Source organism: Adlercreutzia aquisgranensis, assembly GCF_943193145.1.
Taxonomy (GTDB): Bacteria; Actinomycetota; Coriobacteriia; order Coriobacteriales; family Eggerthellaceae; genus Xiamenia; species Xiamenia aquisgranensis.
Genome location: NZ_CALPDA010000009.1, coordinates 121836 through 137209 on the forward strand (window position 1 = coordinate 121836; position 15374 = coordinate 137209).

13 protein-coding genes are annotated in these 15374 nt (G+C 59.6%); all 13 read left to right on the forward strand.

The features are described 5' to 3' along the window. The first annotated feature begins 1 nt into the window (after position 1). Complete coding sequence (locus tag NFR41_RS07020; protein WP_160214463.1) at positions 2-673, forward strand: winged helix-turn-helix domain-containing protein; 672 nt, start codon at positions 2-4, stop codon at positions 671-673. A gap of 147 nt (positions 674-820) precedes the next feature. After that, positions 821-3016 (forward strand): hybrid sensor histidine kinase/response regulator, encoded by a 2196-nt coding sequence (locus tag NFR41_RS07025; RefSeq protein ID WP_251231271.1) that lies wholly within the window; start codon positions 821-823, stop codon positions 3014-3016. After that, the gene (locus tag NFR41_RS07030; protein WP_251231272.1) at positions 3013-4359 is read left to right on the forward strand and encodes an ABC transporter substrate-binding protein; all 1347 of its coding nucleotides are present in this window, start codon (positions 3013-3015) and stop codon (positions 4357-4359) included. The genes NFR41_RS07025 and NFR41_RS07030 overlap by 4 nt, the downstream gene beginning before the upstream one ends. 412 nt (positions 4360-4771) lie before the next feature. Beyond that, positions 4772-5551: a glucose-1-phosphate cytidylyltransferase gene (rfbF, locus tag NFR41_RS07035; RefSeq protein WP_160214460.1), complete on the forward strand. Its 780-nt coding sequence runs from the start codon at positions 4772-4774 to the stop codon at positions 5549-5551. Positions 5552-5557: 6 nt separating this feature from the next. Next, a complete protein-coding gene (gene rfbG / locus NFR41_RS07040) occupies positions 5558-6649 on the forward strand; it encodes a CDP-glucose 4,6-dehydratase (protein WP_251231273.1) in 1092 nt (363 codons plus the stop codon). After that, the gene (locus NFR41_RS07045; RefSeq protein WP_251231285.1) at positions 6649-8475 is read left to right on the forward strand and encodes a thiamine pyrophosphate-binding protein; all 1827 of its coding nucleotides are present in this window, start codon (positions 6649-6651) and stop codon (positions 8473-8475) included. Before rfbG ends, NFR41_RS07045 begins: the two co-directional genes overlap by 1 nt. After that, a complete protein-coding gene (locus NFR41_RS07050; protein ID WP_251231274.1) occupies positions 8472-9410 on the forward strand; it encodes an NAD-dependent epimerase/dehydratase family protein in 939 nt (312 codons plus the stop codon). Before NFR41_RS07045 ends, NFR41_RS07050 begins: the two co-directional genes overlap by 4 nt. Positions 9411-9437: 27 nt before the next feature. Further along, positions 9438-10229: an aldolase/citrate lyase family protein gene (locus tag NFR41_RS07055; protein WP_251231275.1), complete on the forward strand. Its 792-nt coding sequence runs from the start codon at positions 9438-9440 to the stop codon at positions 10227-10229. A 2-nt stretch (positions 10230-10231) separates the two neighbouring features. Then, positions 10232-10894: an SDR family NAD(P)-dependent oxidoreductase gene (locus NFR41_RS07060; protein WP_160214456.1), complete on the forward strand. Its 663-nt coding sequence runs from the start codon at positions 10232-10234 to the stop codon at positions 10892-10894. After that, entirely contained in the window at positions 10891-11958 is a 1068-nt protein-coding gene (locus NFR41_RS07065) for an AroB-related putative sugar phosphate phospholyase (cyclizing) (protein WP_251231276.1), read from the forward strand. The genes NFR41_RS07060 and NFR41_RS07065 overlap by 4 nt, the downstream gene beginning before the upstream one ends. Beyond that, positions 11955-12917 (forward strand): glycosyltransferase family 2 protein, encoded by a 963-nt coding sequence (locus NFR41_RS07070; protein WP_251231277.1) that lies wholly within the window; start codon positions 11955-11957, stop codon positions 12915-12917. Before NFR41_RS07065 ends, NFR41_RS07070 begins: the two co-directional genes overlap by 4 nt. Before the next feature lie 555 nt (positions 12918-13472). After that, positions 13473-14585 (forward strand): glycosyltransferase 87 family protein, encoded by a 1113-nt coding sequence (locus tag NFR41_RS07075; protein WP_251231278.1) that lies wholly within the window; start codon positions 13473-13475, stop codon positions 14583-14585. 146 nt (positions 14586-14731) lie between these two features. After that, a partial coding sequence (locus NFR41_RS07080; protein WP_251231279.1) for a hypothetical protein occupies positions 14732-15374 on the forward strand: 643 nt, incomplete at its 3' end.

The following is a 15374-nucleotide window of genomic DNA, read 5'->3' on the forward strand; positions in this document are numbered from 1 at the left end:
CATGGCGGACAACGTTATCTTCGTCGCCGACAGCCTTGACAACGCCCACCGGTTTCAGCAAGTGCTCTCCTCGATGGACGTGAGCGTGTCGGCCGGCTCATCGCTGCAGCTGCGCAAGCTGCTTGCCCAGCAGCCCCAGTGCGACCTGGTCATCTTCGAAGCGGGATCAAACATGGAAGAGATGCTGCAGCTGCTGGAAGGGGCGCTTGCCGAGGACAACGCGGCGGCGCTGCTGCTCATCGTCTCCGACGACAAGCTGGAGCATCTCCGCCTTCCCGTGCGCGTGAGGTGCGACTTCGTGGTAAGCGGTGCGTCGGCGGGCGAGTGTGCAGCCCGTATCCGCCAGCTGCTCCATCCGGGCAACGAGAGCTCGGCGCGCGATTTCGTTACGGTGGACAACATGGTCATCAACCTGGCAACCTACCAGGTGACGGTAGGCGGCCAGCCACTCGACTTCACCTATCTGGAATACGCCCTGCTGGCGTTTTTGGTAACCCATCCCGGGCGTACCTACTCCCGGGACGCGCTCTTGCGACGTGTGTGGGGCTTCGATTACTACGGTGGGAGCCGTACCGTGGACGTGCACGTACGCCGCGTGCGTGCCAAGCTGGGTCCTGAGCTTGCCCAACACCTGGAGACGGTGCGAAGCGTCGGATACCTTTGGAACTCCTGAGGTTCGTTTCTGCTAACCTTCTGGTAACGTACTTCTTACGGAAGAGCAGCGGGGCGGCGCGCTGCTAAACTGGTCTTGCACAGCAAGGGCCGACGGCGTGCCTGTGCAGGGGGTTTGCTGCAGCGTTTCGCAGGCAACAGGAGGATCGTGAACCGAAGCAGGTACATAGCGGTTTTCGGCGGAGCCGTCGCCTTGATGGTTGTTGTGGTTGTCGTGTACCTGGGCCTGTTGAGCAACACCGTCTCCGCCAACGTCATGAGCTCCGTGGATGAGATTTCTCGTCATGACGTGGAAGCCATCGAGGGGTCGCTGGAGAACTCTTACGCGCGGCTGGGATCAGTGGCCAAGCGCCTGAAGGTCTATGATGCGGACACCATCCTTGAGGCTCAGAAACAGCTGAACCTTGAGGCTGCATCGTCGGCGCTGTTCAACGCTGTGTACCTGTTGGCCGAAGACGGCTCGCTTTACAGCAGCTCCTATGTGGTGCTGGGGCCCGACGAGACCAACTATCTGCGGATCGTCTCCGAAGGGCACGGTAATTTCGTCACGCTCTACGACGACGAGGATGGCAGGCTCGAGACCACCAAGGAGTCGCTTATCTACGGCATACCGCTTAAGGATACCGTAATCGACGGCGTAACTTTCGTGGCCATGCTCGGCCGTAGCGACCTGTCCACCATCCGCGGCCAGCTGCTCATCGAAAGCTTCGGGGGCGAGGGCATATCCAGCGTGGTCAACGACAAGGGCTACTACATCGTTAGCGCCTCTCCTGCCACCGACCTTGCCGGGCGCGACAACTTCTACGACGTGCTGCGCGATGGTCGCATCGACGACGGGCTGAGCATCGAGGAGGTTCGCCGCAATATTTCCGAAGGCGTGCAGTTCACCATCAACGTGACCAATAGCGCAGGCGAGCGCCTGGTGATGAGCTTCGCCCCCGTTGAAGGCACCAGCTGGTCGTTCATTATGACGGTGCCTGCCTCCGTGTTCGAGCGACAGTCGGCGCCTTTCATCGCCATGACCGGGGCCATGCTTTCGGTCATGGTGCTGGTTCTTACGGGCATGATGCTGCTCATCTACCGTTTCATGAAGCGTTCGGTCCAAGCTCGGGCCGAAGCGGCGGCCCGCTCGGAGTTCCTCTCGAACATGAGTCACGAGATCCGCACGCCCTTAAACGGCATCATCGGGCTTAATCATCTGATGGCTCGCCATATCGATGACCGCGCGGCTATGGAAGGCTACGTGCGGAAGCTCGGAAAAGCCGCTCAATACCTGCTGTCTCTCGTGAACGATATACTAGACGTGTCGAAACTGCAGGCGGGCAAGGTGCAGCTGGTCCGGGCGCCCTTTGATTTGCGCGCGGCTATCGATAACGTTTGCGAGATGCAGCGTGAGCCTATGGATGAGCGCGGTATCGATTTCAAGTTGGACAACGGTCTTCTGACGTTTCCCTGGGTGGTGGGCGACGAGATTCGCTTGAGCCAGGTGCTCATGAACATTCTCTCAAACGCGGTGAAGTTTACGCCTGTTGGCGGTCGCATCACGCTGAGGGCTTCCCAGGGCATTCGTGACGAGCGGGGCTTCGCGCCGGTGACCATCTCAATCGCCGATACCGGTTGCGGCATGACCCCGGAGTTTCAGAGGCAGATATTCGACATGTTCACCCAGGAGCGCACCAGCAATTCCGAATCGCAGAAGGGCACGGGGCTGGGTATGGCCATCAGCTACCTGCTTGTGAAGCAGATGGGCGGGTTGCTGACCGTCGAGAGCGAACTGGGCAGCGGGTCGTGCTTCACCGTATGCGTTTCGTTGCCCGTGGACCCGTCGCATCGTCACGGGCAAGCCCCGGCGGGAACGGAACCCGAGGGGTCCGCACGCGTGGGCGAGAGGGCCCCCGTCGAAGCGCCTGTCGGCCTCTCCGGAGGCGAGCCCGGGGGGAGCCCCCGGTCGGCAAGGCCCATGAAGCTGCTTGTGGCGGAGGACAACGAGCTCAACGCCGACATCATTTCCAGCATTCTTTCCGAAGAAGGGTTTGAGGTGGTCGTTGCCGAGAACGGCCAGCGTGCCGTCGAGCTTTTCGAGGCCTCGGCTGTTGGCGAGTTCAGCGCGATCCTCATGGATGCCCAGATGCCGGTCATGGATGGGTACGAGGCAGCAAGGGTTATTCGCAAGCTCGACCGTGCGGATGCGGGGAAGGTCTTTATCTTCGCCTGCACTGCCTCCACGTTCACCGAGGACCGCAACCGTGCCATGGGGGCAGGCATGAACGACTTCCTTGCGAAGCCGCTGAACGTCCCGGCGATGCTGTCGAAGCTGGAAGCGTTGCGTGAGGAGAGGCCATGAGCGGGAAGAGGGCTGCGTCCTTGATGGCGAAGCAGGTGGCGGCGGGCGCTCTGGCGTGCTTGATGGCGTTTTCCGCGCTGGCGCTGGCGAGCTGCAGCGGGGGAGGGTCGGAACGGGTCCATTTGCTGGTGAAGGTGCCCCGAACGGGGCACGACGTGGTGTTCGACGACGAGATAGTCTACGCCGACCAGGTGATCAGGCTCATGGCCGACGAGTTCTGCAAAACTCCCGAAGGCGGCAACGTCGACATCGAGGTGGAGGTGTTCGAGCAGAACCAGTACGACAGCGCTGTGGAGGACTCCTTCGACACCCCGAAGAGCCCGGATGTGCTCTACGGAGACTACTTCAACATATCCACCTACATCCATACGGGCCGTGTGGTCAGCTTGGGCGACGTGGTTTCCGACGAGGTCCGAAACGACGTCTTCGATTACCTGTGGGACATGAGCACCGTGGAGGGCAAGGTGTACATGATGCCCTACCTGCTGCGGCAGAACGTGCTGGCCTACAACAAGGACCTGTTCCGCCAGGCAGGGCTCGAGGAGTACATTCAGGACGGGAAGATAGCCTCGTGGTCGCTTGAGGATTGGACCTCCATACTGGATACGCTCGCCGAGAGGCTTCCTTCGGGCGCCTTCCCGATGATGATGTATGCCGCCAGCTCCCAAGGCGACACCCACACCATGACGCTTCTGCGATCGGCGGGATCGTCGTTTTTCGACGAGAGCGGCCATTTCTCACTGAGCACGCCCGAAGGAGTGGCCGCGCTGGACTGGATTCAGGGCGGGGTGTCCCGCGGATGGTTCCCGCCCCATGCTGAGAACCTGGAGATAGAGGACTGCTCGAGCCTGTTCCGCGAAGGCCAGCTGGCCGTGTACATGGTCAACAACGCCTCCGTGTCCCGCTACGGCGACACCGTGGGCCTGGTGAACTTCCCCGGTCCCGACGAGCAGGGCTGTGCCACGGTGTTCGTCTCGGGGTTCGAAGTGTTCGACAACGGCGATGCGCGCAAGGTGCAGGCGGCCAAGGACTTCCTCTCCTTCGTCTACGGCAACGAGGAGCTGCTGAGCTACGCGGCGGGGACGCTGCCGGCGTCGAAGAGCGTCTCCGATGCCTATAGCGACCAAATACCCTACTTCGATTTGTTCCAAGAGAACAGCGACAACGTGGTTGACTTCACCGGCAGCAACCCCGATACCCGCGCTGTGCGCGATATCTTCTACCAATGCATCCACGAGCTGCTCATGGGCAACACCACCCCCGAGCAGGCGGCCGAGCGCATAGACCGCGAGTGCAACGAGGCCATAGACGCCGGCGTGGCCGCCAGCGTCCTGCACGAGTAGGGGTGCGAGCTTCCTTCGAACGCAGGGGCGTCTGTCGACGGCGGAGGGGCTGCGGTCTTCGGGGTGGATCGCGCGTTCGGTCATCTTAGGGCGTGCCCCATATTTGGGACGGACGAAGCCGCTAGGGGGTGTGTGCCGCTCGCGGTGAGGTTTTGATGGTTCGCTTCACAACAAGAAGGCGATAAGATAGACTACAGAACGTGTGTAATCGCGAGGTATGTCGTTACGTTTTGCGACAGAAAGAATGGGGCATGCGTCTATGGTTAATGTCGGTTTGCTTGTAACGTTGCCGGGGGGGGGGCGCTCATAGCGTAACCTCCGATCTAGGCGATTGCCTTTCGGATACGGTCCGGTCCCATTACCCCCTCGCGTTTCTTCCTATCGAACTGAATAGCTCAAGGCAGGTGGCTGCATGAAAGCGGTCATCCTAGCTGGTGGTTTTGGAACGCGCATTTCCGAAGAGAGTCATCTTCGGCCGAAGCCTATGATTGAAATCGGCGGAAAGCCGATTCTTTGGCATGTCATGAAAATCTACTCTGCCCAAGGCATTAACGACTTTGTCATCTGTGCCGGCTACAAGCAGCATGCTATCAAGGAGTACTTCGAGGACTATTTTCTTCATCAATCGGACGTGACGTTCGATTATCGGGACGGGCGCAAGGAGGTTCTCGTCCACGGCACCCACGTGGAGCCTTGGCGTGTCACCGTGGCCGATACCGGCTACTCGACGATGACCGGCGGCAGGGTTGGCAGAATCAGGCCGTATGTCGACGGCGAGCGCTTCCTTCTCACCTACGGGGACGGCGTCGCCGATGTGAATCTGGGCGCTTTGCTTCGACATCATGACGCATGCGGCGCGACGGTGACCATCACCGGCGCATCGGTCTCGCAGTCCAAAGGCGTGCTCGACGTGACCCCGCAGGGCATGGTGGAAAGCTTCCGTGAAAAGGAAGATTCCGATGGCTCGCTTATAAACGGCGGTTTCATGGTCTGCAATCCGGAGGTCTTCGATTACATCGAGGGAGATGACTGCGTTCTTGAAGTGGACGTTCTTGCCTCTTTGGCAGCAGCAGGACGCCTTGGGTGCTATCGCCATCCTGGCTTCTGGCGCTGCATGGACACTCAGCGGGAGCGGGAGCAGCTCGAGAAGCTTTGGGGCTACGATAGCGCTCCATGGAAGATCTGGGAGTAGGTCGCCATGGAGAAGTTGTTTCCGGGTGTCGTCATGCCCACGAAGGAGTACTGGTCCGGTAGGCGCGTGCTCGTAACGGGGCATACGGGCTTCAAAGGGTCTTGGATGTGCGAGGTGCTTCTCGGATTGGGCGCCAAGGTGTACGGATACGCTTTGGATCCCGAGCCGAACAGTCTCTTCGACGAAGCGGACCTCAGCTGCCGTACGAATACGTTCATTGGTGACGTTCGCCACACCGGACATCTCATGGAGGCTTTCAACACCGCACGTCCCGAAGTGGTCATCCACATGGCGGCGCAGCCGCTCGTTCGCGATGGCTACGATAGGCCGGCGTACACTTACGACGTCAACGTCATGGGCACCGTCAACGTCCTCGAGGGATGTCGCGTGCGCCATCCGAAATCCGTCGTGAATGTCACGACGGACAAGGTGTACCGAAACGACGAGGTGTCGGGCTACCGCTACAGAGAGGGCGACCCGCTCGACGGCTTCGACCCGTACAGCAACTCGAAAAGCTGTAGCGAGCTTGTGACCGCAACGTACAAGCGGTGCTACTTCGACAAAGTGGGAATCCCCGTTTCCTGCATGCGTAGCGGTAACGTCATAGGGCCTGGCGACTGGGCCGCAGACCGCATAGTGCCCGACCTGGTCCGCTCTTTTGTGGACGGTAGGACCTGCGAGCTGAGGAACCCGTCTTCAACCAGGCCGTACCAGCATGTTCTCGAGCCGGTGTGTGCCTACTTGGCGTTCGCCGAGGCGCAGGCGCTGCACCCGGAGCTCGCGGGCGAATACAACGTGGGTCCCGACGAGGAATCGTGCGTGACCACCGGCGAGCTTGCCATGGCTCTCTGCGAGGATTGGGGCGATGGCGCCAGGTGGGCCAGCGTACCGCAACCCAACGCACCTCGCGAGGCGGGATTTCTGGCCCTGGACGCGAGTAAGCTTAAGAGCGTGCTCGGATGGCGACCGCGTTGGAACATAGAGGAAGTGGTAGCGAAGACGGCCGAAGGCTACAAGGAGCTTTGCGCCGGTGTGCCAGCAGCCGATGTCATGGGCAAGCAAATAGAGGAGTACTTCGGAGGGGTGGGCCGCTCGTGATGATTCAGGTTTCGGACTACGTTGCCCGCTACTTGGTCAATCGCGGTGTAACGCACAATTACACGGTTCCCGGCGGCGGGGCTATGTACCTGAACATGTCCTTCGGCCACGCCGAGGGGCTCAAGAACGTGTTCGTCCAGCACGAGCAGGCCGCTGCTATGGCCGCCGAGGCTCATGCTAGGGTAACCGGCGTCCCGCAACTGGTCTGCTGCACTACGGGACCTGGAGGAACGAATACTCTGACCGGCGTGCTGGGCGCATGGTTGGATTCCATTCCCATGATCGTTGTGTCGGGACAGGTGAAGTACGCGTCGACGAAGATGGCGTCGGGGTTGAGCGTTCGCGCGCTTGGCGATCAGGAATACGATATCGTGCCCGTTGCAAAGCAGATGTCGAAGTACGCGGTGACGGTCACCGACCCATGTACCATAAAAGAGCATCTGGACAAGGCGTGGTCCCTTGCCACGAGCGGCAGACCCGGACCGGTCTGGCTGGACATCCCCCAGGATGTCCAGCGCGCTTTCGTGGACGAACGGACGCTTTCAGCAGAGACCTCTTGGATGCCATCGGACGATAGCCAGCTTTCGGACGACGGCCTTGTCGCCGCAGCGCGCGAGACGCTTGACAGAATCAGGTGCGCAAGGCGTCCGGTTCTTAACGCTGGCAACGGTATCCGCATCGCGGGAGCGTACGAACGTTTTACGCGTCTCGTCGAGAAGCTGGGGATTCCCGTGGTGACGGGGTTCGACAGCATAGATGCGATTTGCTCTGACAGCGAGCTGTACGTGGGCCGCGCTGGGATTATGGGAGACAGGCCGGGCAATTGGGCTATTCAGAACTGCGACGTCCTGCTTTCCATCGGAAGCAGACTGTCCGTTCGTCAAGTAGGCTATAACGTTGACAGCTGGGCTCGCGAGGCCTACGTAATCGTAGAGGATGTGGATCCCGAGGAGCTTAGGAAGCCCTCGATAAGGGTTGATCTTCCCGTTTGCGCCGATGCGGGCCGCTTCGTCGACGCACTGCTGAGCGAAATCGGGGACAGCCCCCTCGAGAGAAAAGGCGAATGGGTCGGCTTATGCAGCGTATGGAGGCGTGACTACCCTGTTGTCGGCGAGCGACATGCTCAGGAAAAGCGCGCGGTCAACTCGTACTACTTCATGGACACGCTCTCTAAGCTCGTACCCGATGGCACACCGGTCGTCACGGGCAACGGCAGCGCCTACGTGGTGAGCAGCCAGGCGTGGCGTATCAAGGAAGGCCAGCGCTATATCAGCAACTCGGGAGCCGCGTCTATGGGCTACGATTTGCCGGCTGCCATCGGTGCGTCTTTCGCGGCGCCGGGAAAGACCGTCGTATGCCTGTCGGGTGACGGCTCAATCCAGATGAACCTTCAAGAGCTGCAAACCATCGTGTTCCACAAGCTGCCCATCAAGATATTCGTGATCAACAACGGCGGATACCACTCCATGAGGCAGACGGAAGGTAACCTTTTTCCCGAGCTGAGCCCGATAGGCATAGGTCCGGAAACGGGGGATCTTTCCTTTCCCGAGATGTCGCGTATTGCGCAAGCCTACGGGATACCCTACCGGTTTGCTTCGAGAAACGATCAGGTCGTTGATGCGATTGAAGCAACGCTCGCTCAGGACGGGGTGGCGTTTTGCGAGCTGTTCGTGACGAAGGACCAGAAGTTCGAACCGAAATCCGCAACGAGGAAGCTCGACGACGGCACGCTGGTAAGCCCGCCTCTGGAGGATCTAGCGCCCTTCTTGCCAAGGGACGAGCTCGAAAGCATCATGCAGATCCCCCTTTGGGATGATGCCCTATGACAAAGACGCCTTTGAGGATAGAACGTGCGATTGTGACCGGTCCGACAGGGGCTGTCGGAGTTGCCCTGGTCGGCGAGCTGCTGGAGCACGGTGTCGACGTTGTTGCAGTTTGCAGGCCCGGTTCGAGCCGGTTAGACCAGGTTCCCCAAGACGATCGTGTGCGAATCGTCGAGTGCGCCATAGATGGCTATGCCCAGCTTTCCCGGCTTGTGGGTGGTCATGCCCAGGCATTCTTTCATCTCGCGTGGGATGGCACCTACGGTAACTCTCGCCAGGATTTTCGTCTGCAGGAGTCGAACATTCGCTACAGCTTGGAGGCGGTCGAGGCTGCCTCGAAGCTGGGATGCGAGGTGTTTGTGGGTGCGGGGAGCCAGAGCGAGTACGGCCCAACGGCCGCAGCGCTCGATCCGAGGAAAGCCTGCAAGCCGGACAACGGCTACGGCGCCGCGAAGCTCTCCGCTTGTGCGATGACGAGGGCGCTTTGCTGGAAGCTGGGTATGCGCCACCAATGGTGCAGGATCATCAGCATGTTCGGGCCCGGAGACGGCGCCCATACGCTGGTGTCGCAGGTGGTGGATGGACTTCTGAGGGGCGAGCACGTGTCCTGCGGCCCATGCGATCAGCTATGGGACTTCGTCTACTCGAAGGATGCGGCACGAGCGTTCTATCTCGTTGCCGAGCGCGGAGCAGACGGGTCGGTTTACAACCTGGCAAGCGGCACCCTGAAGCCGTTGCGCGATTACGTCGAGGGCATTGGAGCATTGATCGGCGGAAAGGGGTCTATCGGCTTCAACGAGCGGCCCTACTACCCCAACCAAGTGATGAGGCTTGAGGCCGACATTACCAACCTCATGGTCGATGTTGGTTTCAGACCCGAGTACTCCTTCGAAGAAGGGATGCGGGAAACGATAGCGTGGAGGCGCTCACGCCTGTAAGGCTGAGCAAACAGGAAAGGACGAAGCATGGAAGCCACTGCAAAGAAGATGCTCGACACCCTTCGCGAGCTCCGCGACGAGTGCAACTGCATCGCCGTCAAAGCTGAGTTCGAGGCCGAGGGGTCTCGTCTCGACGAGATGATCATGCTCAGCGAGGTGATACATCGCGCGGACATGCAGCTGACGGTTAAGATCGGCGGCTGCGAGGCCGTGAGGGACCTCGACCAGTGCCGCCTGCTCGGCGCCGGCGGCATCATGGGGCCGATGATCGAGAGCCCGTTCGCCATGGAGAAGTACATGGGCGCCGCGAAGAAGGTTTACGGCGACGAGATCGATGCGATCGACTGGATCATCAACACCGAGACCAAGACGTGCCATGCGAACCTCGACTCCATCTTCGATGCGGGCGAGGGCTTCCTGAACACCATCGCCATAGGCCGCGTCGATCTGTCGGCGTCCATGGGCCTGTCCCGTGCGGACATCAACGACGAGGTGATGCTCGAGGCGGCGACCGACATCGCCGAGCGCGCCCGCGAGCGCGGGATCACCGTCGGGTTCGGCGGCGGCATCTCCTTCGACGCCATCCCCTTCATCATGGCCATGAAGCCTTACGCCGACCGCTTCGAAACGCGCAAGGTCGTCTTCGGGATTGGCGGGGACGAGGCTACCATCCGCCGCGGCATCCTCCTCGCCATGGAGTTCGAGACGCTCTACCTGCAGAGCAAGTGCGCTTTCTACGACCGCATGGCCAACGAGGACCGCGCCAGGCTCGAGATGCTCGCGTCGCGTCTCGAGAGGGCCAAGGCGGAGATGGCTTAGCGATGATAGCTCTGGTGACGGGCGCCTCTAGGGGCATCGGTGCGGCAATCGCCGACGAGTTCAGGTCGCGGGGGTATCGCGTCGTCGCCCCGACGAGGGACCAGATGGACTTGGCGAACAGAGCGTCGGTTGGGGCGTGGCTGGAATCGCATGCAGACCTCGCGGTAGACACGCTTGTCAACAATGCCGGCATCAACGATATCGCCGAGTTCGGGTCGATGGGCGGTGACAGCATCTGGCGCATGCTGCAAGTCGACCTGGCCGCCCCCATGATGCTCATGGACGCTTTCGCTGACTCCCTCAAGCGCAGCCCCTGCGGACGCGCGGTGGGCATAGGGTCGGTATGGGCCGGGGTGTCAAAACCTGGTCGCGGCATGTACTCCGCCGCCAAGCGCGGTATCGCGGGCGCCATGAACGCGTTCGCCCTCGAGCTCGCCCCCTATGGCGCGCTTGCGAACACGGTATGCCCGGGCTTCACGGCGACGGAGCTCACTTTCCAAAACAATGGCCCGGAGGAGCTTGCGGCTGTCGAGGCTCAGATTCCGCTCGGACGCATGGCGCGGCCCGAGGAAATTGCCGGGCTCGTTGGGTTTCTCGGCAGCGGCGACAACTCTTATATGACCGGGCAGGTTATCTATTGCGATGGGGGGTATACGGCGCGATGATCGTTCACGCATCGATCAAGGATTACGAGGTGCGCTTCGAAGACGGCTTCGAAAGCGTTGCGGCGGCGTTGACGGAGGATGCGCCCTTCGTGGTTGCCGACAGGAAGGTGTACGCGCTTTACCCCCACCTTTTCGAGGCCGTGGCGTCCGATACGCTCTTTCTTCTTGATGCGGAGGAGGAGAAGAAGGTTATCGACAGCGCTCTGGATATCTGCCGAACCATGGCTGCCATGGGCGCCAAGCGCAACGCGCGTTTGGTTTCGGTGGGAGGCGGCATCACCCAGGATGTGACCGGGTTCGCCGCAAACATCCTCTATCGCGGAATTGCCTGGACCTTTGTCCCCACCACGTTGCTGGCCGCTTGCGATAGCTGCATAGGCGGCAAGACGTCGTTGAATTTCGAGGGCTACAAGAATCTGCTGGGAACGTTCTATCCGCCCGATAGGATTCTGATAGTGCCTTCCTTCTTCGAAACGCTTTCCGAGGCCGACCTTGCGAGCGGGCTTGGCGAGGTTGTGAAGTTCAACGTCATGGGCGGCTTCGGCGCCCTTTCGGGGCTGGAAGCGTCCGTCGACGGGCTGCTCGCGCTGGATCCCGAGACCGTGAACCGCTTCGTTCGACGCTCGCTGGAGTTCAAGAAGGGCATAATCGAGGAGGACGAGTTCGACGGCGGTCGCCGTGTGCTGCTGAACTTCGCTCACACCTTCGGCCACGCCTTCGAAGCGTCCAGCTCCTACGCCATACCGCACGGCAGCGCCGTGGCCTTGGGTATGGTGGCGGCCGACGCCGTCTCGGCATCTCGTGGGATGCTTAGTGCGGAGTTGCGGGTGCGTATCGAGGCGCTGGTGGCCAAGATCATGCCGCCCTTCGCCCCCGCATTGATAGATGATGGTGCAGTGCTCTCGGCAATCATGAGCGACAAGAAGCAAACGGGACAGGGCATCACTGCTGTTCTGCTGGATGAGAACCTCGAACTTGAGGTGGTCCACGACATGGCGCCCGCGGAAGTAGCATTGGGATGTGTGGCGGCGCGGCGGTTCCTCGAGGGGGTTCGGCAAGCGTGACGGACGGTTTCGTCGACAAGCGTAAAACGGTGAGCGTCGTTGTTCCCTGCTTCGATGAGGTGGGGAACGTTCGCCCTATGGCGGAGGCGCTCTGCGAGCAGATGGGCGCCCTTGAGCGGTACGATTACGAGGTTATCTTTATCGATAATTGCTCCGCGGACGGCACGCGAGAAGAGCTGCGACGCATTTGCGATGCCATGCCAAAGGTCAAGGCTATTCTAAATGCGCGCAACTTTGGGCAGTTCAATTCACCGTATTACGGTCTTTGCCAGGCGACAGGCGATTGCGCCATAGCCATCAGCTGCGACTTCCAGGATCCGGTGGAACTCATTCCCGAGATGCTTGCTGCGTGGGAAGGCGGGTCGAAGATAGTGTGTCCCGTCAAGACCGAAAGCGACGAGAGCGGTGTGGTGTACTTTGCGCGCTCTTGTTATTACAAGTTGATTCGGAAGCTGAGCTCCGTAGAACAGATCGAGCACTTCACGGGATTCGGCCTCTATGACCGCAGCTTCCTCGAGGTGATGCGTGGCCTGAGTGATCCGACGCCGTTTTTGCGTGGCATTGTTGCCGAGCTTGGTCCTGCGAACCGTGCGGAGATTCCGTACCATCAGCACAAGCGCAAAACAGGGAAGAGCCACAACAATTTTTGGATTCTCTACGACGCAGCCATGTTGTCCTTCGCGAGCTACACGAAGGCACCGGTGCGAGCGGCGACGACGGTCGGGTTTGTGGTTGCAGCAACGAGCTTCGTCTTCGCTATCGTGTGCCTTGTTTTTAAAATCGCTCATTGGGAAGCTTTTTCTACCGGAGTGGTGCCGGTGTTGCTTGCTGTGCTTTTCTTTAGCGGCGTGCAACTCTTCTTCTTGGGGCTCCTGGGGGAGTACGTTCTGTCGATTGCGCAAAGAAGCATGAACCGTCCGCTCGTTATTGAAGAGGAGAGGTTGGGCACATGGGCGTAGAGTCAGAAAATCGTTCTGCATATGGAATTCGCGCCACGATGCTCCAGGGGGTTCGTTCATTGAGCTATTGAAGGTTGTTTGCCTGCTTCTTGTCGCTGCCCACATATCAGTACAGTTGGGAGCTGAAGGGCTGGTCTGCATTCGTCTTCTAACGGATGTCGCTCTTCCTGGCGCGCTGCATGGCTTTGCTCGTCTGAGGCGTTTGTCGCCGTTTGAAGCAGTGTAGGGCGGAAAAGCAGCCCGAGTTGAAGTGCCGGCCTATGCTAAAGCGTGTAAGGCAGCTGGCGGCGCTTTTCCGTAACGAGCAATTTGCAAGGTTGAATGAGAAATTTATCTCGACCACGGGTTACGTTAGAGCCGAGAGAAGGGGAAAGAGTGGTATCGAAGGTATTGTTCCGATTGCGGAACGCGCTATCGGTTGCGAAGGCGGAGAATGCTTGTGTTTGGTACATAGTACCTTTGGCGCTTATATCGCTCGCGTCTATTGCATGTTTCTGGCTCGATTACGGTAACAATTTGGGTACGTACTTCATCTCTGACTGGGCCGATACGGGCATGGACTACTTCAACATGCTCGCCGCCGTCTCGCAGGGAGACCCCTATGCGAACTACGCAAATTGGCCGCCCATGTGCTTCCTGATACTGAGGTTCCTCTTTCACTTTGTCCCGAGGGGCGAAGGGGTGGACCTTTCGAACGGCTTCGCTATGCGCGACTACATGCCGGCGGCGCTGCCGTACCTCGTCTACGTCGTCGCCTGCCTGCTCGTGATAGGGTTCGCGACGATGCGTCTGCTGAGGGGCTCGAAGCCGATCGTGCAGTGCTCTATGTTGGCGGCGACCATACTCTGCGGTCCGATGTTGTTCGCCCTGGAGAGGGGGAACATCATTCTCATCTCCTTTGCCAGCCTGCTTGTGTACCTGGCTTTATACACGTCGGCGTCGAAGCCGGTCAGATACGTTGCCTACGTGTTCCTCGGCATGTCGGTTGCGACGAAGATGTACCCGGCCGTTTTCGCCTTCCTGATACTCTTCACCGGGAACAAAAAGGAGTTCGTCTCGGCGGCTTTGATTTCGCTCGCGTTGTCCATCCTGCCCTTCTTCGCGTTCGGCGGCATTGGCTCGATCCGCAACATGATAGAGGGGGTGTTCCTTTCCTCCTCCTTCGATTTCGGCCTAGGGCTGAACTACAGCTTCCAAAATCTCGTGAGGATTGCTGCGGCGATGTTCGGCTGCAAGGTCGAGGCGATCCCCGCGTACGCCTCCGCTGTCCCGCTCGCGCTCTGCGCTACCATGCTCCTGGTCTCACGCGAGGAGTGGACCAGGGTTTTCTCCCTCGGCCTAATGTGCGTATGGGTACCTGCGTTCAGCTATACATACTCGTTGATATTTCTGCTCCCTGCTGTTGTTATGCTGGTGAGCAGCGAGTCTGCGGCGGCGTGCTGGAAAAAGATTTCAGCATTTTTTCTTGCGTTGGTGTTCGCCCTCTATGCATTACCTGTGCTGCCTTCCGTCTCATTGCTACTTAATGAACCGAAATTGCCGTTGGCTGGTGGATGCGTTCTGGGCAACGCCGCCATCCTCGCTCTGGCGGTCGTCGTCCTTTTCCATAGTGGTACGACATGTAGGGCAACAAATCGTTCCGCAAAACATCGCAAGATTGGTTCGTAAGTGGCTAGCTTCTTTCTCGATACATTGTTTCGCGATGGACTGGACGGTTCTGGTCGGCGTGCGCTGAGGTCGAATTTGTCGAGCTGCAGCCCCCTCGTTAAGCATGGTCGTTCGTGGTCCTGCTTTTGCATTAGGAGCGTGCGTGGATGAAAGGCATTTCGGAGTGCGTCCGCAGAAAGTCACCTGCTGGTTGTGGAATCGAGACCGCCATATATTACTTGGTGCCGCTTATTTCGATCACGCTGGGGTCACCTGTCTGCTTCTGGCTGGATTACGGCAACAATCTCAGCGCGTACTTCATCACCGATTGGACGAACACGGGCATGGACTACTTCAATATGCTCGCCGCCGTCTCGCAGGGAGACCCCTATGCGAACTACGCAAATTGGCCGCCCATGTGCTTCCTGATACTGAGGTTCCTCTTTCACTTTGTCCCGAGGGGCGAAGGGGTGGACCTTTCGAACGGCTTCGCTATGCGCGACTACATGCCGGCGGCGCTGCCGTACCTCGTCTACGTCGTCGCCTGCCTGCTCGTGATAGGGTTCGCGACGATGCGTCTGCTGAGGGGCTCGAAGCCGATCGTGCAGTGCTCTATGTTGGCGGCGACCATACTCTGCGGTCCGATGTTGTTCGCCCTGGAGAGGGGGAACATCATTCTCATCTCCTTTGCCAGCCTGCTTGTGTACCTGGCTTTATACATGTCGGCGTCGAAGGTTGATTTGCAAAGTCAGCCGAACGCTCTTCTCCGATCAGGGGATTCCATGGTCATCCGAACGGGATGGAAGCACG

Excerpts from the sequence above, each read along its gene's own strand:
- NFR41_RS07020 (WP_160214463.1), top strand. The coding sequence starts at position 2 with ATGGCGGACAACGTTATCTTCGTCGCCGACAGCCTTGACAACGCCCAC.
- NFR41_RS07030 (WP_251231272.1), top strand. The coding sequence starts at position 3,013 with ATGAGCGGGAAGAGGGCTGCGTCCTTGATGGCGAAGCAGGTGGCGGCG.
- rfbF (WP_160214460.1), top strand. The coding sequence starts at position 4,772 with ATGAAAGCGGTCATCCTAGCTGGTGGTTTTGGAACGCGCATTTCCGAA.
- rfbG (WP_251231273.1), top strand. The coding sequence starts at position 5,558 with ATGGAGAAGTTGTTTCCGGGTGTCGTCATGCCCACGAAGGAGTACTGG.
- NFR41_RS07045 (WP_251231285.1), top strand. The coding sequence starts at position 6,649 with ATGATTCAGGTTTCGGACTACGTTGCCCGCTACTTGGTCAATCGCGGT.
- NFR41_RS07050 (WP_251231274.1), top strand. The coding sequence starts at position 8,472 with ATGACAAAGACGCCTTTGAGGATAGAACGTGCGATTGTGACCGGTCCG.
- NFR41_RS07055 (WP_251231275.1), top strand. The coding sequence starts at position 9,438 with ATGGAAGCCACTGCAAAGAAGATGCTCGACACCCTTCGCGAGCTCCGC.
- NFR41_RS07060 (WP_160214456.1), top strand. The coding sequence starts at position 10,232 with ATGATAGCTCTGGTGACGGGCGCCTCTAGGGGCATCGGTGCGGCAATC.
- NFR41_RS07065 (WP_251231276.1), top strand. The coding sequence starts at position 10,891 with ATGATCGTTCACGCATCGATCAAGGATTACGAGGTGCGCTTCGAAGAC.
- NFR41_RS07075 (WP_251231278.1), top strand. The coding sequence starts at position 13,473 with ATGGACTACTTCAACATGCTCGCCGCCGTCTCGCAGGGAGACCCCTAT.